At 70.5% G+C, this 17,785-nt stretch carries 17 protein-coding genes; 8 read left to right on the top strand and 9 right to left on the bottom strand.

The window, feature by feature from the left end:
• Positions 1–57 precede the first annotated feature (57 nt).
• The 3 genes from ACWD3C_RS08040 (at position 58) to ACWD3C_RS08030 (ending at position 3,434) form a co-directional block, all read left to right on the top strand.
• The gene (locus tag ACWD3C_RS08040; protein WP_451141293.1) at positions 58–1,641 is read left to right on the top strand and encodes a TROVE domain-containing protein; all 1,584 of its coding nucleotides are present in this window, start codon (positions 58–60) and stop codon (positions 1,639–1,641) included.
• Positions 1,642–1,724: 83 nt separating this feature from the next.
• Complete coding sequence (locus ACWD3C_RS08035) at positions 1,725–2,375, top strand: GntR family transcriptional regulator (protein WP_451141291.1); 651 nt, start codon at positions 1,725–1,727, stop codon at positions 2,373–2,375.
• 42 nt (positions 2,376–2,417) lie between these two features.
• Positions 2,418–3,434, top strand: a complete 1,017-nt coding sequence (locus ACWD3C_RS08030; protein WP_451141289.1) for a 1-aminocyclopropane-1-carboxylate deaminase — start codon at positions 2,418–2,420, stop codon at positions 3,432–3,434.
• Positions 3,435–3,495: 61 nt separating this feature from the next.
• On the opposite strand, the gene ACWD3C_RS08025 is transcribed toward ACWD3C_RS08030, so the two are convergent.
• From ACWD3C_RS08025 to ACWD3C_RS07990, 8 genes are all read right to left on the bottom strand, one after another.
• Entirely contained in the window at positions 3,496–4,695 is a 1,200-nt protein-coding gene (locus ACWD3C_RS08025; protein WP_451141430.1) for a TerD family protein, read from the bottom strand.
• A gap of 87 nt (positions 4,696–4,782) precedes the next feature.
• Positions 4,783–5,004, bottom strand: coding sequence for a hypothetical protein (locus tag ACWD3C_RS08020; protein WP_451141287.1), 222 nt, complete (start codon positions 5,002–5,004; stop codon positions 4,783–4,785).
• 363 nt (positions 5,005–5,367) lie between these two features.
• Positions 5,368–6,357, bottom strand: coding sequence for a zinc-dependent alcohol dehydrogenase family protein (locus tag ACWD3C_RS08015; protein ID WP_451141285.1), 990 nt, complete (start codon positions 6,355–6,357; stop codon positions 5,368–5,370).
• Positions 6,354–7,220 (bottom strand): carbohydrate ABC transporter permease, encoded by an 867-nt coding sequence (locus tag ACWD3C_RS08010; protein WP_451141283.1) that lies wholly within the window; start codon positions 7,218–7,220, stop codon positions 6,354–6,356. The genes ACWD3C_RS08015 and ACWD3C_RS08010 overlap by 4 nt, the downstream gene beginning before the upstream one ends.
• Positions 7,217–8,167, bottom strand: a complete 951-nt coding sequence (locus tag ACWD3C_RS08005) for a carbohydrate ABC transporter permease (protein WP_451141281.1) — start codon at positions 8,165–8,167, stop codon at positions 7,217–7,219. The genes ACWD3C_RS08010 and ACWD3C_RS08005 overlap by 4 nt, the downstream gene beginning before the upstream one ends.
• Positions 8,164–9,531, bottom strand: coding sequence for an ABC transporter substrate-binding protein (locus ACWD3C_RS08000; RefSeq protein WP_451141279.1), 1,368 nt, complete (start codon positions 9,529–9,531; stop codon positions 8,164–8,166). Before ACWD3C_RS08000 ends, ACWD3C_RS08005 begins: the two co-directional genes overlap by 4 nt.
• A 166-nt stretch (positions 9,532–9,697) precedes the next feature.
• Positions 9,698–10,468: a DeoR/GlpR family DNA-binding transcription regulator gene (locus tag ACWD3C_RS07995; protein WP_451141277.1), complete on the bottom strand. Its 771-nt coding sequence runs from the start codon at positions 10,466–10,468 to the stop codon at positions 9,698–9,700.
• A gap of 313 nt (positions 10,469–10,781) precedes the next feature.
• A complete protein-coding gene (locus ACWD3C_RS07990; protein ID WP_451141275.1) occupies positions 10,782–11,591 on the bottom strand; it encodes an NAD-dependent epimerase/dehydratase family protein in 810 nt (269 codons plus the stop codon).
• 204 nt (positions 11,592–11,795) lie between these two features.
• On the opposite strand from ACWD3C_RS07990, the gene ACWD3C_RS07985 reads away from it, so the two are divergent.
• Together ACWD3C_RS07985 and ACWD3C_RS07980 are read left to right on the top strand one after the other, a co-directional pair.
• Entirely contained in the window at positions 11,796–12,758 is a 963-nt protein-coding gene (locus ACWD3C_RS07985) for a 5-dehydro-4-deoxyglucarate dehydratase (RefSeq protein WP_451141273.1), read from the top strand.
• Positions 12,755–13,924, top strand: coding sequence for a hypothetical protein (locus tag ACWD3C_RS07980; protein ID WP_451141271.1), 1,170 nt, complete (start codon positions 12,755–12,757; stop codon positions 13,922–13,924). Before ACWD3C_RS07985 ends, ACWD3C_RS07980 begins: the two co-directional genes overlap by 4 nt.
• Positions 13,925–14,077: 153 nt before the next feature.
• Here ACWD3C_RS07980 and ACWD3C_RS07975 read toward each other — a convergent pair whose 3' ends face one another.
• Positions 14,078–15,295, bottom strand: coding sequence for an MFS transporter (locus ACWD3C_RS07975; protein WP_451141269.1), 1,218 nt, complete (start codon positions 15,293–15,295; stop codon positions 14,078–14,080).
• A 152-nt stretch (positions 15,296–15,447) separates the two neighbouring features.
• Between ACWD3C_RS07975 and ACWD3C_RS07970 the strand changes: the two genes are divergently transcribed.
• The 3 genes from ACWD3C_RS07970 to ACWD3C_RS07960 all read left to right on the top strand — a co-directional run bounded on the left by ACWD3C_RS07970 (position 15,448) and on the right by ACWD3C_RS07960 (position 17,785).
• Positions 15,448–16,035, top strand: coding sequence for a TIGR03086 family metal-binding protein (locus tag ACWD3C_RS07970; protein WP_451141267.1), 588 nt, complete (start codon positions 15,448–15,450; stop codon positions 16,033–16,035).
• Between the two features lie 88 nt (positions 16,036–16,123).
• Complete coding sequence (locus ACWD3C_RS07965; RefSeq protein ID WP_451141265.1) at positions 16,124–16,996, top strand: hypothetical protein; 873 nt, start codon at positions 16,124–16,126, stop codon at positions 16,994–16,996.
• Between the two features lie 39 nt (positions 16,997–17,035).
• The gene (locus tag ACWD3C_RS07960; RefSeq protein ID WP_451141263.1) at positions 17,036–17,785 is read left to right on the top strand and encodes an MBL fold metallo-hydrolase; all 750 of its coding nucleotides are present in this window, start codon (positions 17,036–17,038) and stop codon (positions 17,783–17,785) included.

Raw genomic sequence — 17,785 nt, 5'->3', positions numbered from 1 at the left:
CACACTCCTCTTGCCGCTCCTCCCTCCGAAACGCGAACGAATTCGGGGGAATTCACCGTGGCACGATTCAACACCAGGGCGGCCAAGGCGCAGCCCACGTCGCGAGTCACCTCGACCGGACGCATCCTTCGTACATACGAGGGCGGCCGAGGCCGAGAGCGCGACACACGTTCCGAGCTCTTTCTGCTGTCGGTCGCCAACTTCGTATCCCAGAAGACCTTCTACGAGACCGGCGAGGCCCGCGACGACCGGTTCGCCGCGCTCGTGCGGAAGCTCGCCGTCGAGGACCCGTCCTGGACGGCCGGCCTGCTCGGCTGGCTGCGCGGCGAGGGGAACCTGCGGACGGCCTCGATCGTGGGCGCCGCCGAGTACGTGAAGGCGCGGCTGGACGCCGGTGCCACCGACGGGCCGTCGAACCGGCAGGTCGTGGGCTCCGTGCTCCAGCGCCCGGACGAGCCCGGTGAGCTGCTCGCCTACTGGACCTCGATGTACGGCCGCAACATCCCCAAGCCCGTGAAGCGGGGCATCGCCGACGCCGTACGACGTCTCTACAGCGGCAAGTCGCTGCTGAAGTACGACACGGCGTCCAAGGGCTACCGCTTCGGTGACATCCTCAACCTCGTGCACGCGGCGCCGGACCCCGACAAGCCGTGGCAGGGCGAGCTGTTCCAGTACGCCCTCGACCGGCGCCACAACCCGGACACGGCGGTACCGCCCGCGTCGAACCGCCTGCTCACCGCGCACCGCGAGCTGATGGCACTGCCGGTGGCGGAGCGGCGCGCGGTCATCACCTCGCCGGGCGGCGCCGAGCGGCTCGCGGCGGCGGGGATGACGTGGGAGGCGCTGGCGGGCTGGCTGCAGGGGCCGATGGACAAGGCGGCCTGGGAGGCCGTGATTCCGGCCATGGGCCCGATGGCGCTGACCCGGAACCTTCGGAACTTCGACGAGGCCGGCGTCTCCGACGAGGTGGCGGCACAGGTCGCCGCGCGCATCAGCGACCCGGCGGAGGTCGCGCGCTCGCGGCAGTTCCCGTTCCGCTACCTCGCCGCGTACCAGCACGCGCCCTCGCTGCGCTGGTCGTACCCGCTGGAGCAGGCGCTCGGTCACTCGCTGGCCAACGTGCCCGTGCTGTCCGGCCGGACCCTGGTGCTCGTGGACCGCTCGGGCTCGATGTTCTACTCGCGGATGTCCGACCGCTCCGAGCTCAGCCGGGCCGACGCGGCGGCGATCTTCGGCACGGCGCTCGCGCTGCGGGCGGCGGACGCGGATCTCGTCGAGTTCGGCAGCAGCAGCAATCGCATGAGGTTCCGCAAGGGCGAGTCGGTGCTGAAGATCCTCGGCCGCTTCGGCGACCTGGGCGGTACCGACACCACCGAGGCGGTGCGCCGTCATTACAGGAAGCACGACCGGGTGCTGATCGTCACCGACGAGCAGTACGCGTACAACCGCCACGGCGACCCGACCGAGCAGGTCCCGGCGGACGTGCCGGTCTACACCTGGAACCTGGCGGGACACCGGGCGGGTCACGGCCCGTCGGGGAAGGGGAACCGGCATACGTTCGGCGGCCTCTCAGACGCGGCTTTCCGAATGGTTCCGCTGCTCGAATCGGCTCGGGACGAGGACTGGCCCTGGGTGGCCTGAGCGCGAGAGGTGAGTGTGGCCCGTACTTCGGTGCGGGCCACGGCCTTGTCCGCGTGCTGCTCTGACATCTAACATTTCAATTCATGGAGGCGATACGGCCCGTCCGCCGGACCCTGCTGAGAGACCGCGCCTACGAAGCGATCCGGGACGCCATCGTCGTCGGTGAGATCGAACCCGGCGCGGTGGTGCGCGACGCCGAGCTCGCCGAGCGGCTCGGGCTCTCCCGGGGGCCGGTGCGCGAGGCCTTCTCGCGGCTCGTGGACGAAGGGCTGCTGGAGAGCAAGCCACAGAGCTATACGCGGGTGACGCCGGTCGTGGCCGCCGAGGTACGGGACGCGGCGGCCGTGGTCGGGGCCGTGCACGAGCTGGTGACCCGGGTGGCCGTGCCCCGGCTGGGCGGCGCCGATATCGACGTGATGCGCACGGCCAACGCGCGGTTCGCGGCGGCTGTCGGCTCGGGGGACGTGGACGCCGCCCTCCGTGCTGACGACGAGTTGCACGACGTCCTGGTCCGGATGAGCGACAACCGGGCCGCCGCCGCGACCATCGCGCGCTACACGCCCCTCATCCGCCGACTGGAGCGACGGCGCTTCGGCGAGGGCGGCAACTGCCGTTCGGCCGGGCTGCACGAGCGGCTGATCGAGGCCTGCGCGGGCGGTGACGTGGACGAGGCGGTGCGCGTGACCGCGGAGATCTGGCGGGGCTTGGAGGAGCTCGCTGATGACGTCCTCTGAATCCCGTGAATCCCGTGAATCCGGAGAACTCTGGAGGCTCCCATGTCCTTTTCCGAGTACGGCCGTTACCCCCTTCTCTTCGGGCCGTCTCCCGTGCACCCGCTGGAGCGCCTGACGAAGCACCTCGGTGGCGCGGCGATGTGGGCCAAGCGCGAGGACTGCAACTCCGGTATCGCGTACGGCGGCAACAAGACCCGCAAGCTGGAGTACCTCGTCGCCGACGCGCTCGCGCAGGGCTGCGACACACTGGTCTCGATCGGAGGGGTGCAGTCCAACCACACCCGCCAGGTCGCAGCCTGCGCCGCTCGCGCCGGGCTGAAGTGCGTGCTGGTACAGGAGAGTTGGGTGGAGTGGCCCGACGCCGTGTACGACAAGGTCGGCAACATCCTGATCAGCCGGCTCGCCGGTGCCGATGTGCGGCTGGTGCGCGCCGGGTTCGGGATCGGGTTCAAGGAGAGCTGGGAGCAGGCGCTGCGGGAGGTCGAGGAGAGCGGCGGCAAGCCGTACGCCATCCCCGCCGGCGCCTCCGACCATCCGCTCGGCGGGCTCGGCTTCGCCGGATGGGCGTACGAAGTGGCGGAGCAGGAGCGGGAGTTGGGGGTCTTCTTCGATGTCGTCGTGGTGTGCTCGGTGACGGGTTCCACCCAGGCGGGCATGGTCGCCGGGTTCGCGGCCCTGGAGGAAGCGGGCGGGCGGCCGCGGCGTGTGATCGGGATCGACGCCTCGGCCAAGCCGGCCGAAACCCGGGCGCAGATCGCCAGGATCGCCCACAACACCGGTCAACTCATCGGCGTCAAGCGGGAGTTGACCGAGGTCGACGTCGAGCTGGACGAGCGGTACCACGCGGGCACGTACGGGGTCCCCGACGAGACCACGTTGGAGGCGATGCGGGTCGCCGCGCGGACCGAGGGCATGGTCACCGACCCCGTGTACGAGGGGAAGTCGATGGCCGGGATGATCGATCTGGTCGGGCGCGGGGAGATCGGCCGTGACTCGACCGTGCTGTATGCCCACCTGGGCGGGCAGCCGGCGCTCAACGCGTACAGCACGCTGTTCTAGGTCCGGGGCCTGACCGCCCGGGTGGGGGTGGGGGGACTCGTGCCCCCACCCCCGGTATTGATCACAGGGCCTGGGCCGCCGGCTTCACCATCCCCCTGACCGTGCGGGACTTGACGAAGTCGCCGATCGCGGTCATCTCCCACTCGCCGGAGAACTGCTTGATCAGCTTCGCCATCATGACGCCGGTCTGGGCCTCGGCGTTGGTGAGGTCGAAGCGGACGAGTTCCTCGCCGGTGGCGGCGTCGAGGAGGCGGCAGTAGGCCTTGGCGACCTCGGTGAACTTCTGGCCGGAGAAGGAGTTGACCGTGAAGACCAGGCCGGTGACCTCCTGGGGGAGGCGGCCGAGGTCGACGACGATCACCTCGTCGTCACCGCCGCCCTCGCCTGTGAGGTTGTCGCCGGAGTGCTTGATCGCGCCGTTGACGATCGAGAGCTTGCCGAAGTAGCAGCTGTCGATGTGGTTGCGCTGCGGGCCGTACGCGATGACCGAGGCGTCGAGGTCGATGTCCTTGCCCCGGTACGCCGGCTCCCAGCCGAGGCCCATCTTGACCTGGGAGAGCAGGGGGCGGCCGCCCTTGACCAGGGAGACGGTCTGGTTCTTCTGGAGGCTGACGCGGCCCTTGTCGAGGTTGATCTTGCCGGTGCCCGCGGCCGGGGGAGGGGTGGCGGGGGCCGGGGGTGCCGAGACGTGAGGGCTCATGGGCGGGGCCGGTGGGGTCACCGGGGGCTGCATCGCGGGGGCGGGCGGGGCAACGGGGGCAGGGGTCGGTTCCTCCACCGTGACGCCGAAGTCCGTGGCGATGCCCGCCAGGCCGTTCGCGTACCCCTGGCCGACCGCGCGGGCCTTCCAGGCGCCGCCCCGGAGGTAGATCTCCACGATCACGAGGGCCGTTTCCGTGCCCAGCTGGGGCGGGGTGAAGGTGGCGAGGGCCGAGCCGTCGTCCGCGTTGCGGATGGTGGCGGTGGGTTCGATGCCCTGGAAGGTCTGGCCCGCCGCGTCCGGGCTGGCCGTGACGACGATCTTCTCGATGCCCGGGGGGACGGCCGTTGTGTCGACCGTGATCGAGTCGGGGGTGGCGCCGCCTCCCGAGCGGTACGTCACGCCCGGGCCGGTCGGCTGGTTGTAGAAGATGAAGTCGTCGTCGGAGCGCACCTTGCCGTCGGCGGTGAGCAGCAGGCCCGATACGTCGAGCCGCACGGGGGCGGCGACGTCCACCGCTACGCGGGCGGCGGAGAGAGGGATGTTCGAGCCGGGGGTCATAGCTGTCATGACCCGTGAACGAGCCAGCCCGCTTTACCGTTCCCTTACCGTGCCACCCGATCGGGTGCCGATCGGGTGCCAGTCCGGTCAGTGGCGGTTTCGGGGGTGGTTGCGGGCCGTGCGCTCGTTGCCCCGGCGGTAGTTTCCCGTCCAGCGGGCCATGACCAGCTGGGGGTCGTCCGTCTCTGCCTCGGTGAGGAACTGGTCGGCTCGGGGGCCGCGGAGGGTGCCTGCGGGGTGGCCGTGGTGGGTGATCTGGACGGTGCCGTCCGCGTGCGTTTCGTAGTGGAAACCGTGGGGTTTGGGCATGTTCCGAAGGGTAAGGCTCGGCGGGGGCTGGCCCCAGTGGTTTTCGCCCCCGCCGCCCCTACCCGTCCCATCCCCAGGGGCTGCCGCCCCTTCGACCCCGCCTGGGGGCCGGGGGTGGGTGAGGGTTGCTGTGGGATCGGCCTGAACGGCCTAGTCCTCAAGCGCCGGACGGGCTGGAGGGGCCGAGGTGGGGGTTCAGCCTCTCCGGCGCTTGAGGAGCGGGGTTCGGGGCGGAGCCCCGAAGGGGGGCCAGGGGGGCGGAGCCGGCTTGGCGGGGTCGAAGGGGCGGAGCCCCTGGGGGATGGGACGGGTAGGGGCGGCGGGGGCGAGGAAAATCAGGGGACCGGGGAACCCAAGGAGTCCTTACGGTATGACCACGATCTTCCTTCCCACCCCCGACGCGAACTGGTCCAGGGCTTGGGGGTAGCTCGTCAGGGGGAGGCGGTCGCTGATGAAGATCTGTGGGTCCAGGACACCCGTCGCGAAGAGCTCCGCCGCGCGCTCGAAGCTGTGGAGGACGGCCATCGAACCCGTGATGGTTATCTCTTGGTTGTAGATCTTGTACGGGTCGATCGTCACCCTCGTCGCATAGTCCGCCACGCCGAACTGGAGGAAGGTGCCCGCCTTGGCCACCCGGTCCAGGCCGTCCTGGATCGCGGCCGCGTTGCCCGTGGCGTCGATGACGAGGTCCCAGCCCTGGGGGCGGTCCAGTTCGTCGGGGTTCGCGGCGGAGGCCGAGACGCCGAGTTGGCGGGCGGTCTCCAGGCGGGTGGGGTTGACGTCCACCATGTCCACGCTCGCGGCGCCCGTGCGCTTGGCCAGCTCCAGCATCATCAGGCCCATCGTCCCGGAGCCGTAGATCAGGACGTGGGCGCCCAGCCGGGACTGGAGCACGTCGTAGCCGCGTACCGCGCAGGACAGGGGTTCGACCAGCGCCGCGTCCTGGGTGCGGATGTGCTCGGGGAGCCGTACGCAGTTGGCGACGGGAGCGACGGCGTACTGCGCGGCGCCGCCCGCGGTGGTGACGCCGATCGCCGCCCACCGCTCGCACATGTTGTTGTGGCCCGTACGGCAGTAGCGGCACTCGTAGCAGTAGAGGGAGGGGTCGACCGCCACCCGGTCGCCGATCGACAGTTCCGTGACCTGGGTGCCGACCCCGACCACCTCGCCCGCGAACTCGTGGCCCGGCACGATCGGCAGCTTCGGCGCGAACTCGCCCTGGAGGATGTGCAGGTCCGTACCGCACAGCCCGCAGGCCGCGACCTCCACGACGACCTCGCGGGGCCCTGGTGTCGGGTCCGGGACCTCGGAGACGACGGCGCGGCCCACGGACTCGATGACGGCGGCCTTCATTTGACGGCTCCCAAGGACAGGCCCTGGACCAGTTTGTCCTGGGCGGCGAACCCTGCGGCGAGCACCGGCAGGGAGATGACGAGCGACGCGGCGCACACCTGCGCCAGGAACAGGCCCTGGCTGGTGATGAAGCGGGTGAGGAAGACGGGGGCCGTCTCGGCGACGACGCCCGTCAGCACGCGGGCGAAGAGCAGCTCGTTCCAGCTGAAGATGAAGCAGATCAGGGAGGTCGCGGCGATGCCGGGAAGGGCGATGGGGGTCACCACGCGCCCGAGGATCGTCGGCAGCCTGGCGCCGTCGATCTGCGCCGCCTCGATGATCGCGACCGGCACCTCGGAGAGGAAGGACTGCATCATCCACACCGCGATCGGCAGGTTCATGGCCGTGTAGAGGATGACCAGCGCCCAGATGTTGTCGAGCAGGCCGGTGTTCCTGGCGAACAGGTAGATCGGCAGCAGACCGGCCACCAGCGGCAGCATCTTGGTCGACAGGAAGAAGAACAGGACGTCGGTCCACTTCTTCACCGGCCGGATGGACAGCGCGTACGCGGCCGGCAGCGCCAGGACCAGCGTCAGCAGGGTGGAGACCAGCGATGCCGTCGCCGAGTTGATCAGCGCGGGCCAGGGGCTGGCGCCGCCGTCCACGCCGAAGAACTCGCGGTAGCTGTCCAGCGTGAGCGAGGCGGCGATCGAGGGCGGGTTGGTCGCCGCGTCCGCCTCGGAGTGGAGGGACGTCAGGACCATCCACAGGATGGGCAGCACGAACAGGATGCCGGCCAGCCACGCGGCGACCCCGAGACCCGCGCTCCGGAGCCGGACGCCGGGCCGGCTCCGCCCCGGGGCGGTGGTGGTGATGGTGGTCATGCGCGGGACACCTCCGCACGGAACAGGGACGACACCACGCGCAGGGCGAAGGTCGCGAGGATGAGCGAGCCGATGACGACGAGGACACCGGCCGCGGAGGCGAGACCGTTCTCGTGTGCCTGGTAGAAGGTCTGGTAGATGGTGTACGGCAGGTTCGCGGTGCCCAGGCCGCCGGAGGTGATCGTGTACACCGCGTCGAAGTTCTGCACGATGTAGATCGAGCCGAGCAGCACGCTCAGTTCGATGTAGCGGCGCATGTGCGGCAGGGTGAGGTGGACGAACACCTGCCAGTTGTTCGCGCCGTCCATCCGGGCGGCCTCGATCAGCTCCGGGTCGCGGCTCTGCAGTCCCGCCAGCAGGATCAGCGTCATGAACGGGGTCCACTGCCAGATCAGCGAGGCCTCGACCGCCATCAGCGGCATCTCGGAGATCCAGTCCGGCTGCGGAGCCCCGTCCCCTCCGATCCAGTTCAGGACGCCGTTGAACAGGCCGTACTCGGGGTTGAACAGCACGTGCTTCCACAGCAGCGCGGCCGCCACGGGAACCAGCAGGAAGGGGGCGATGAGCATGGTGCGCACGGCGGCCCGGCCGCGGAACCTACGGTCCAGCAGGAGCGCCAGCAGCATGCCGAGCACCAGGCTGACGAACACCACCGTGAAGGTCAGCAGGGCGGTCGTCCACACCGACTTGCGCAGGTCGGGTGTGCTCAGCACCTCGGAGTAGTTGGCGAAGCCGGCGAAGTGACGCTCGTCCGGGTACAGCGCGTTCCAGTCGAAGAACGAGATCACCAGGGTCGCCACGAAGGGCAGCTGCGTCACGACGATCATGAAGATCAGCGCGGGCAGCAGGGGGGCCCGGGTGGCCCACGCGCGCATGCGGTTCGGCGGCCGGGTCGCCGGCCGCGGACTGGCGGCGGCGACCCGGGTGGGGGGAGTGGTGACGGTCATGATCCCTCGTACTTCTTGCCTACGGCCTCGGCGAGCTTCTGCGCGTTCTTCAGCGCGCTGTCCACGGACTGCCGTCCGGCGATGGCGGAGCTGATCTCCTGGGAGACCTTGGTGCCCAGGTCGGTGAACTCGGGGATGCCGACGAACTGGATGCCGGGCGCGGGCCGGGGCTGCACGCCCGGGTCCTCGGGCTTGGCGTTCGCTATGGCGTCCCGGGTGACGTCGGCGAAGGCGGCGGCCTCCTCGCGGTACTGCGGGATGTCGTAGGTCGACGCACGCTTGCCGCCCGGCACGTTGGCCCAGCCGATGGACTCACCGACGAGCTTCTCGTAGTCCTTGCCGGAGGCCCAGGAGATGAACTTCCAGGCGTTCTCGGCGTTCTTGGACGCCTTCTGGATGCCCCACGCCCAGGTGTAGAGCCAGCCGGAGCTCTCGGTCTTCTCGACCGGGGCCGGAACGTAGCCGATCTTGCCCTTGACCGGGGAGTCGCCGGCCTCCAGGGAGCCGGCGCCGGCCGTGGCGTCGTACCACATGGCCGTCTTGCCCTGCGTCATGTTGTTCAGGCACTCGGCGTAGCCGGCCTGCGCGGCGCCGGACTCGCCGTGCTCACGGACCAGGTCGACGTAGAACTGCGTGGCCTCCTTGAACTCCTTGGAGTCCACCTGCGCCTGCCAGTCCTTGTCGAACCAGGTGCCGCCGAAGGTGTTGACGACCGTGGTCAGCGGTGCCATCACCTCGCCCCAGCCGGGCAGACCGCGCAGGCAGATGCCCTTCATGCCGGACTCGGCCTCGTCCACCTCGGCGGCCAGGTCGGCGACCTCCTGCCAGGTGGGCTTCTCGGGCATGGTCAGGCCCGCCTTGTCGAAGATGTCCTTGCGGTACATCAGGAAGGAGGACTCGCCGTAGAAGGGCTCGCCGTAGAGCCGGCCGTCCTCCGCGGTGAGGGCCTGCGTCATCGGGGTGAGGATGTCGTCCTGGTCGAAGGCGGTGTCGCTCTCGACGTAGGAGTCCAGGGAGTGGAGCCAGCCGTTCTTGGCGTAGATCGGGATCTCGTAGTTGCTGAGCGTGGCGACGTCGTACTGGCCCGCCTGGTTGGCGAAGTCCTGGCTGATCTTGTCCCGGACGTCGTTCTCCGGGAGGACGGTGAAGTTCACCGTGATCCCGGTGTCCTTGGTGAAGTTGTCGGCGGTGAGCTTCTGCAGCTCAAGCATCTGCGGGTTGTTCACCATCAGGACGTTGATGGAGTCGCCGCCCGATCCGGATCCGCCGCCGGCGCCCGAGCAGGCGGCGAGTGAGGTGATCAGCGTCCCTACGGCGGCCACGGCGAGGAAGGTGCGTGGCGTTCGTCGGCTCTGGGTTCGCATGGATTACTCCTGGACATATAGGGAGATAGCGGACGGTAATGGGCGTGGGGGTGCCCTGTGGGGTGGGTGGGTGTGCTGGATTTCCGTATGCGCGGTGCGTCTTGGCGGCCTGGAGGTTTCAGACGAGGTCGGTCCTGGCGGTTTCAGACGCGGTCGGTTTGGCTGTTCAGACGCGGATGACCTGCGGCCCGAGCAGGGAGTAGCGGTGGGCCTCGGCCGACGGGAGCAGGGTGCTGGTGACGATCGTCTCCAGGGCCCCGACATCCGCGAACCGGCAGAAGCTGACCGCGCCGAACTTGGTGTGCACGCCGGCGAAGACCGTGCGCCGTGCGGCCCGGATCGCCTGGGTCTTGACCTCGCTGACGGCCGGGTCGGGGGTGGTGAGGCCGTGGTCGCGGGAGATGCCGTTGGCGCCGATGTACGCCAGGTCGACGACGAAGCCGGCGAGCATCTTCGTCGTCCAGTGGTCGACGGTCGCGAGTGTGCCGGGGCGCACCCGGCCGCCGAGCAGCAGCACCGTGGTGTTGCCCGCCTCCGCGAGCGCGCCCGCGGTGGCGAGGGAGGCCGTGACCACGGTCAGCGGACGGTCTCTGGGCAGGGCCTCGGCGATGAGCTGGGGGGTGAAGCCCTCGTCGACGAAGACCGTCTCCGCGTCCCCGAGCAGCTCGGCCGCGGCGGCCGCGATCCTGCGCTTCTCGGGTACGTGGCTGGTGGCGCGGAAGGCGAGCGTCGTCTCGAACCCGGCGCTCTCCACGGGGTAGGCGCCGCCGTGGGTGCGGCGGAGCAGTCCGTGGTCCTCCAGGGCACGCAGATCGCGTCGTACGGTCTCCTTCGCCACGCCCAGTTCGGCGGCGAGCGTGGTGACGTCGACCGAGCCGGTACGGCGTGCGGCGTGCACGATCTCGCGCTGGCGCTCTTCGGCCGTCCTCGGGGTCATCGTCGACACCTCCTGCTGTGCTCTGTTCTCCGGCTCGCTCGCCTCCGGGGCGAATCAGGCCGGTGCCCGTTCGGGCCCGGTGAGGCCCATGCCGGAAGTTCTACAGCGACTGTGCGGCACTGACCAGGCCTGTTGCAGGCCCGATGGCGCCCGTATGTGCCCGTTTGACTCGGCCGGTGCCCGCCTCGGACCTGCGAGGCTGTGAACAAGGGCGTGAGATCGGGCAGCACGGATGCCCGAATACGAGAGCGGGCGGGCCCGTTCGGTGCCCGCCCGCCCTTTTGAGACGACTGGTTTCGGTCAGTACGGCCGGTCAGTACGGCCAGATCGGGGGGTCGCTCACGAAGTGGCCGCCCAGGTAGGAATGCGCCACGTTCTCCGGGTCCAGCTCGCCCTGCTCGGCGATCAGCTTCTCGGCGTACGGCTCGGAGTCGTCCTGAGGCTCGTATCCGAGTGCGCGGGCGGTCGAGAGGTCCCACCACAGCCGCGTGTTGGCGGAGGAGCCGTACACCACCGTGTGCCCCACGTCCTCGGCGGTCAGGGCCGCATGGAAGAGGCGGGCGCCGTCGGCCGGACTCATCCAGACGGAGACCATGCGGACGCCGGTGGGCTCGGGGAAGCAGGAGCCGATGCGCACCGAGACGGTCTCCAGGCCGTGTTTGTCCCAGTAGAACTGGGCGAGGTCCTCGCCGAAGGACTTGGACAGGCCGTAGAAGGTGTCGGGGCGGTGCGGGGTGTCGACCGGGATCAGGGGGTCGTCGCCCTCGGGGCGGGGTGTGAAGCCCACCGCGTGGTTGGAGGAGGCGAAGACGATCCGCCGTACGCCCTCCTCGTGGGCGGCCTCGTACAGGTTGTACGTGCCCTCGATGTTCGCCTTGAGGATCTTCTCGAAGGAGGACTCCAGGGAGATGCCCGCGAGGTGGAGGACCGCGTCGACGCCCCGCACGGCCTCGCGCAGGGCCGCCTTGTCGGCGAGGTCCGCGGTGATCGCGTCCGGCTCGCCCTCGATCGGGCGCAGGTCGAGCAGGCGCAGCTCGTAGCCGTACTGGGGGAGCAGCTCCCGCATCAGGGTGCCGAGTCCGCCGGCGGCGCCGGTGAGCAGAACGGTACGGGGAGCGGGCATCCTCGGTCTCCTTGGAGCGACGGCCGTACGTATGTGCGTACGGCATTCACATGCGTGGACACGCTAAGGAGCGGCGGTGTGGTGCGTCAAGTGTGGCGCGGAGGGGCGGAATCCGCAGCTGAGTTGCGGGTTTGCGTGCTTGACCGGCTCCAAAGGGGCGTCCTAGGGTGATGCTGTTCAGAAATATATACGCAAGTCAGAAATATGGACCTGGGAGAGCCCGTGACGTCGTCAGCCCCTCTCGCCGCCCGACTCGGTGTCCCGAGCGGGCCGCTGTTCTTCCCCGTCACGGCGTACGGCCCGGACGGCACGCTCGCCCTCGACGCGTACCGCACGCATGTCCGCCGGGGCGTCGAGGCCGGGGCCGCCGCCGTCTTCGCGTGCTGCGGCACCGGGGAGTTCCACGCGCTCACCCCCGAGGAGTTCCAGCAGTGCGTACGGGCCGCCGTCGAGGCGGCGGAGGGACGGGTGCCGGTCGTCGCGGGCGCGGGCTACGGGACCGCGCTCGCCGTCCGGTACGCACGGCTCGCCGAGGAGGCCGGCGCCGACGGGCTGCTCGCCCTGCCGCCGTACCTCGTCGTGGCCGCGCAGGAAGGGCTGCTGCGCCACTACCGGGAACTCGCCGCCGCGACCTCGCTCCCCGTCGTCGTCTACCAGCGCGACAACGCCGTGTTCACGCCCGGGACGGTGGTGGGGCTGGCCCGCACCGAGGGGATCATCGGGCTGAAGGACGGCGTCGGCGACCTGGACCTGATGCAGCGGACCGTCAGCGCGGTGCGCGCCGAGGTGCCGGGCGACTTCCTCTACTTCAACGGCCTGCCGACGGCCGAGCTGACCGGGCTCGCGTACCGGGGCATCGGGATCACGCTGTACTCGTCCGCCGTCTTCTGCTTCGCGCCCGAGATCGCCCTGGCGTTCTACCGGACGTACAACTCCGGCGACGACGCGACGGTCGACCGGCTCATCGACGGCTTCTACCGCCCGTTCGTCGAACTGCGAGCCCAGGGACGCGGATACGCCGTGTCACTCGTCAAGGCCGGGGTACGGCTGCGGGGTCTCGACGTGGGGGAGGTGCGGCCTCCGCTGCACGAACCGACCGAGGATCATGTCAAGCAGCTCGCGCAGCTGATCGAGCGCGGGTACGGGCTGCTTGAGGAGGGCAAATGAAGGCGTCGGCGTTCGTCTACCCCTGGGACGTCAACGGGGACCCGGGAGCGGGGGAGTTCATCGCGGGGCTCGGGGTGCGGCAGGTGACGCTCGCCTCCGCGTACCACTCCACGCGCGCGTTGACCCCCCGCCACCCCCGCCACCGGATCGTCACCGCCGCGCACGCCGCCGTGCTCTACCCGCCGGAGGAGGCACGGTGGTCGGGGCGGCGGCTGCGGCCGTACACCGCCGGGGAGTGGGCGCCCGGGGACGCGTACGGGGAGGCCGCCGCGGCGCTGACGGAGGCCGGGCTCGACGTGCACACCTGGGTCGTGCTGGCGCACAACTCCCGGCTGGGGGAGGAGTTCCCGGACACGTCCGTGGTCAACGCGTACGGGGACCGGTACGGGTGGGCGCCCTGCATCGCCCAGCCGGAGACCCGGGAGTACCTGGTCGACCTCGCCGTCGAGGCGGCCGTACGACCCGGGGCGCGCGGGACCGAGCTGGAGTCGCTCGGGTGGTACGGGCTCACCCACCTCCACGCCCACGACAAGACCGCCGGGGTCGGGCTCGGGGACGCCGCACAGTATCTGATGTCGTTGTGCTTCTGCCCGGCCTGCCGGGAGGGGTACGGGCAACAGGACCTGGATGCCGAGGAGTTGGCGTCGGCCGTACGGGCCGCGCTGGAGCCGGTGTGGCGGGGGGCCCCGTCCGACGGGGGCTGGGCGGCCGTGGAGAAGCTGCTCGGGGGCGAGTTCGCGGGCGGCACGCGCGCGTGGCGGGACGCGACCGCGCGGTCCCTTCAGGAGGCGGCGGTCACGGCGGTACGGGCCACCGCGCCCGACGGGTTCCAGGTGCTGTTGCACGCCGACCCGGTGTCGTACCACTGCGGAGCGAACGCGGGCGTCGACGCCGGGCACATCCTGGGCGTCGCCGACGGAGCGGTCGTGCCGTGCACGGGCGGGCCGGGGCTGCTGACGCCGTTCGCCGAACAGGACAAGGAGGGCACCGTGCTCGCGGCCAACTTCACCGTGGTGTCCGGCATGGGCGGCAGCCCGGCCACCCTGGCGGCGGACGCGGCACGCGCGGCCGGGCTGGGGGCGAGTGAACTGCGGCTGTATCACGCGGGGTTGGCGTCGGACGGTGATCTGGCGGTGGTGCGGGAGGCGCTGGCCGGGCTGGGGTGAACCCTGCCCTCCGTTCGGAAGGTTCCGCCCGTTTTACCTGGTCGGACGTGTGAACGACGGCCCAAGACTGCTGTCCGCAGTGGAGAGCCGTGGCGCACTGGTGGGGCAGGCGACGTGTCCTGCCCCACCGCCGGGGGCCCTGGCCCTGGACACCTACGGTTCCCGCGCGGACTCCGGCTGGGACATGCCCTTGCTGTTGTCCTGACGCCCGACCCGCGACGCCGGCACGAGGCACAGCAGCCCCAGCGCCGCCAACAGCGCCCGGTGATCGACGAGTTCGACCAGGGCCGCGCCCATCGCGATCCCCAGTACGGTCGGGGCGAACACGAGCGTGTTGGCTGTGGCCGCGACGCGGCCGAGCAGGTCGCCCGGCGTTTCCCGCTGAACCGTGGTGAGGGCCGCGATCAGGGGGCACGGCAGGCCGACCCCGATCACCGCGCTGCACACCAGGGCCACCGTGTCGTCGGGGATCGCGCGGAGCGCCACGCCGGCGGCGGTGAGCGCGATGCCGTACGCGGCGAAACGGCGTTCACCGAAGCGCCGCAGGAGCGGGCCCGTGGCCAGGCCGATGGCCACCGAGCCGATGCCCTGGGCGACGGACAGGACTCCGGTGTACGTGGGGGAGTGGCCCAGGGCGTCGACCACCGCGTAGATCAGCGCGCCGTTGACGCCGGAGAGGAGCATGGCCGTACCGGCGGCCAGGACCAGAGGACGCAACCGCTCGTGGGCCCACAGATAGCGGGCGCCCTCGGCCGTCCGGGCGCGCCATCCCGTGGTGGGCGGCGACGGGCGGGGCTCGCGGACGCGCACGAGTGCGTACAGGCCTGCCGCCAGAGCGAACGTGACCGCGTCCAGGAGCGCCACCCTCGCCCCGCCGTACGCCGTGTAGAGGCCTGCTCCGGCCAAGGGCGCGACGAGCTTCATCCCCTCGTTGGCGGTCATACGCAGGCCGTTGAAGTCGCCCAGGAGTGACGTGTCCACGGCCGCGGTGACCAGGGCGGACTCGGCCGCGTCCTGGACGACGCCCGTGGCCCCGTACACCAGGAGGACCCCGAAGAGGAGCCAGAGCCGATCGGGCGATTCCACCAGGAAGAGGATCAGGAGCAGGGCCGCCAGGCCCAGGTTCGTCCCGATGAGCAGCGGGCGGCGGCGGGTGCGGTCCGCGAGGGTGCCGAGCAGGGGGCCGAAGAGCAGGGGAGCCCAGAGGGCGAACGTGCACAGGGCCGCCAGGCCGTTCGAGCCCGTCAGGTCCTTGACCCAGATGCCCGCCACCAGCCCCATCGCCGTCGACCCGAAGCCCGAGACCACCACTCCGGCCAGGTACAGCCCCGCGTTGCGGCCCCCGAGGACACGCGTCACTGTCCATGTCATGGGACGGGATCGTGGCCGTAAGGCCGGGCCCTCGGGATCGGGCAGGTGCCTTACGGATCCCGACGAGTCCCGTGAGCCAGGCGGCGAGCGATGAGTTTCCCGTGCGCCCTCGGTCTACCACTGAAAGGGATCTCAGCGCTGAGGAGCACCGGATGACCGACACCACTCTCGACCTCGGACGGCAGGCCCGGATCGTGGCGCGCCTCGCGGAGAACGTACGCGACGAGCAGCTCGGCGACACGACCCCATGCCCCCAGTACGCGGTGCGCAACCTCCTGGGGCACCTGCTCGGACTGGCGGTCGCGTTCCGGGACGCCGGACGCAAGGACCTTGGCCCGACCACGGACACCAGCCCGGACACCGCCGTACCCGACGTGGACGCCGGCTGGCGCGCAGCCCTGCTCAAGGCCCTCGACGAGCTCGCCGAGGCCTGGCGTGACCCGGCCGCCTGGACGGGTGAGACCCGCGCGGGCGGCGTGGACCTTCCGGGCGCCGTCGCCGGGGTGATCGCGGCCGACGAGCTGGTGGTCCACGCCTGGGACCTCGCTCGCGCCACCGGCCAGCCGTACGATCCTGACCCCGCCGCCCTGGAGGCAGCGCACGGCTTCCTCGCCGCCGCGGCCGAGGACCCGAGTCGGGGCGACGGCATCTTCGGCCCGGTCGTACCCGTACCGGACGACGCGACCCTCCTCGACCGCGCGATCGGCCTGAGCGGCCGGGACCCGGAGTGGACGCCGTAGCGCCCGCAACAGTGCCGGTGATCACTCGTTCGGGGGATGCAGGTGCGTTCGGCCGCCCCGCTTCGGGCACGTGGATACCGTCGGCGACATGCCCGTCAGTGCGCACCACGAATCCCTGCACCAGGTGTTCCAGCAGGACACCGAGCTGCTCGTCACCTCGATGCAGGGCCTGCTCGGTCTCTCCGTTGGACCGGTCCTGGAGATCACACCGCTAGACACCGTCACTACCGAGTTGTTGCCGGTGGAGAGACGGGTCGACGCCCTGTTCCAACTGGACACGGAGAAGACACGCTACGTCGTGGCCTTGGAATCCCAGGGGAAACCCGACCCGGACAAGCGTCGCTCGTGGCCTTACTACCTGGCGTATCTCGGTGAGCGATACGACGCCGACGCCGTGCTGATCGTGCTCACCGACGAACCGGTGACCGAGCGGTGGGCCGCACAGCCGATCGCCTCGGGTTTCCCGGAGCGGCCCTCGCTCGTTGCCCAGCCGCTGGTCCTCGGTCCGACCAGCGTGCCGCTGATCAGCAGCGCGGACGAGGCGCGCGGCGACATCGCCCTGTGGGTGCTGTCCAGTCTGGTTCATGGTCGCCGGCCGGCGAACGCTGGCATACTGACCGCACTGGCCCAGGAACTCAAAGACATGGACCCCGACGAATCGGTGGTCTACGCCGAGTACGTGGAGGCCGGCCTCACGGGCTCCGAAGCCGTCGAGATCTGGAGACAACTGATGAGTACCACGAAGATCTTCTACCGTTCCGCGGCAGCCCAGCAGGTCCGTGAGGAGGCCCGTGAGGAGGAGCGGGCGTTGTCTGTGCTCATGGTGCTGGAGCGGCGTGGGCTGGAGGTCCCGGACGGTGTGCGTGAGCGTGTGCTGTCCTGCCATGACTACGAAGAGCTCAGCGCTTTGCTGGACCGGGCCTGGGAGGTCACGCGCGCGCAGGAGCTCTTCGGCGACTGACACCGGCGGCCGTACGGACCGGTCCCGTACGCTCCCCGCATGCCCCTCACCCTCACCGTCCTCGGAACCGCGTCCCCGCACCCGGGGCCGGGGCAGCCCTGCTCCGGCTATCTGCTGCGCGGCGGCGGCGCCGAGGTGTGGGTGGATGCCGGGTTCGGGACGTTCGCCGAGTTGCAGCGGCACACGGATCCCACGCGGCTCACGGCGATCTGGATCTCGCATCTGCACGCGGACCACAGTGCCGACCTACTGGCCGCCGTTTACGGGTTCGCGTACGGCGGGCTCACCCTGTCCGCGCCGCTTCCCGTCTACGCGCCCGGCGACTGCGGGCAGCGGCTCGCGGGGTTCTTCGGGCGGCCCGATGCCACCTTCCTGAGCGGCGTCTTCGACTTCCGGCCCCTGTGCGACGGCCATACCGTCCGGCACCGGAACCTCAGCCTCACCTCCCGCGCCGTCGCCCACGACAGTGAGGCGTACGGGCTGCGCGCCGAGTGTCAGGGGCGGGTTCTCGCGTACTCGGGGGACAGTGGGCCGTGCGAGGCGCTGACCGAACTGGCGAGCGGGGCGGACGTGTTTCTTTGCGAGGCGGACATCGACCGGCATCGCGAAGGCGAAGAGCGGGTGCATCTGACGCCGGAGGACGCGGGTGCGTACGCGAAGGGCGCGAGCAGGTTGCTGGTCACGCATGTGGGGCCGACACTCACGCGGCAGGAGGCGACCGAGCGGGCCGCTGTCGCGTTCGGAGGGCCGGCCGAGGCCGCTCGTGAAGGCGCCACCGTGATCGTCTGA

The organism is Streptomyces sp. NPDC002845 (genome assembly GCF_053591955.1).
Note: the sequence above shows the minus strand (reverse complement) of the source record. Positions and strands in the feature narration are given on the sequence as shown.

Excerpts from the sequence above, each read along its gene's own strand:
- ACWD3C_RS07960 (WP_451141263.1), top strand. The coding sequence starts at position 17,036 with ATGCCCCTCACCCTCACCGTCCTCGGAACCGCGTCCCCGCACCCGGGG.
- ACWD3C_RS08010 (WP_451141283.1), bottom strand. The coding sequence starts at position 7,220 with ATGACCACCATCACCACCACCGCCCCGGGGCGGAGCCGGCCCGGCGTC.
- ACWD3C_RS07990 (WP_451141275.1), bottom strand. The coding sequence starts at position 11,591 with ATGCCCGCTCCCCGTACCGTTCTGCTCACCGGCGCCGCCGGCGGACTC.
- ACWD3C_RS08005 (WP_451141281.1), bottom strand. The coding sequence starts at position 8,167 with ATGACCGTCACCACTCCCCCCACCCGGGTCGCCGCCGCCAGTCCGCGG.
- ACWD3C_RS07970 (WP_451141267.1), top strand. The coding sequence starts at position 15,448 with ATGACCGACACCACTCTCGACCTCGGACGGCAGGCCCGGATCGTGGCG.
- ACWD3C_RS08015 (WP_451141285.1), bottom strand. The coding sequence starts at position 6,357 with ATGAAGGCCGCCGTCATCGAGTCCGTGGGCCGCGCCGTCGTCTCCGAG.
- ACWD3C_RS08025 (WP_451141430.1), bottom strand. The coding sequence starts at position 4,695 with ATGACCCCCGGCTCGAACATCCCTCTCTCCGCCGCCCGCGTAGCGGTG.
- ACWD3C_RS08020 (WP_451141287.1), bottom strand. The coding sequence starts at position 5,004 with ATGCCCAAACCCCACGGTTTCCACTACGAAACGCACGCGGACGGCACC.
- ACWD3C_RS07995 (WP_451141277.1), bottom strand. The coding sequence starts at position 10,468 with ATGACCCCGAGGACGGCCGAAGAGCGCCAGCGCGAGATCGTGCACGCC.
- ACWD3C_RS07975 (WP_451141269.1), bottom strand. The coding sequence starts at position 15,295 with ATGACATGGACAGTGACGCGTGTCCTCGGGGGCCGCAACGCGGGGCTG.
- ACWD3C_RS07965 (WP_451141265.1), top strand. The coding sequence starts at position 16,124 with ATGCCCGTCAGTGCGCACCACGAATCCCTGCACCAGGTGTTCCAGCAG.
- ACWD3C_RS07985 (WP_451141273.1), top strand. The coding sequence starts at position 11,796 with ATGGACCTGGGAGAGCCCGTGACGTCGTCAGCCCCTCTCGCCGCCCGA.
- ACWD3C_RS08030 (WP_451141289.1), top strand. The coding sequence starts at position 2,418 with ATGTCCTTTTCCGAGTACGGCCGTTACCCCCTTCTCTTCGGGCCGTCT.
- ACWD3C_RS08035 (WP_451141291.1), top strand. The coding sequence starts at position 1,725 with ATGGAGGCGATACGGCCCGTCCGCCGGACCCTGCTGAGAGACCGCGCC.
- ACWD3C_RS07980 (WP_451141271.1), top strand. The coding sequence starts at position 12,755 with ATGAAGGCGTCGGCGTTCGTCTACCCCTGGGACGTCAACGGGGACCCG.
- ACWD3C_RS08000 (WP_451141279.1), bottom strand. The coding sequence starts at position 9,531 with ATGCGAACCCAGAGCCGACGAACGCCACGCACCTTCCTCGCCGTGGCC.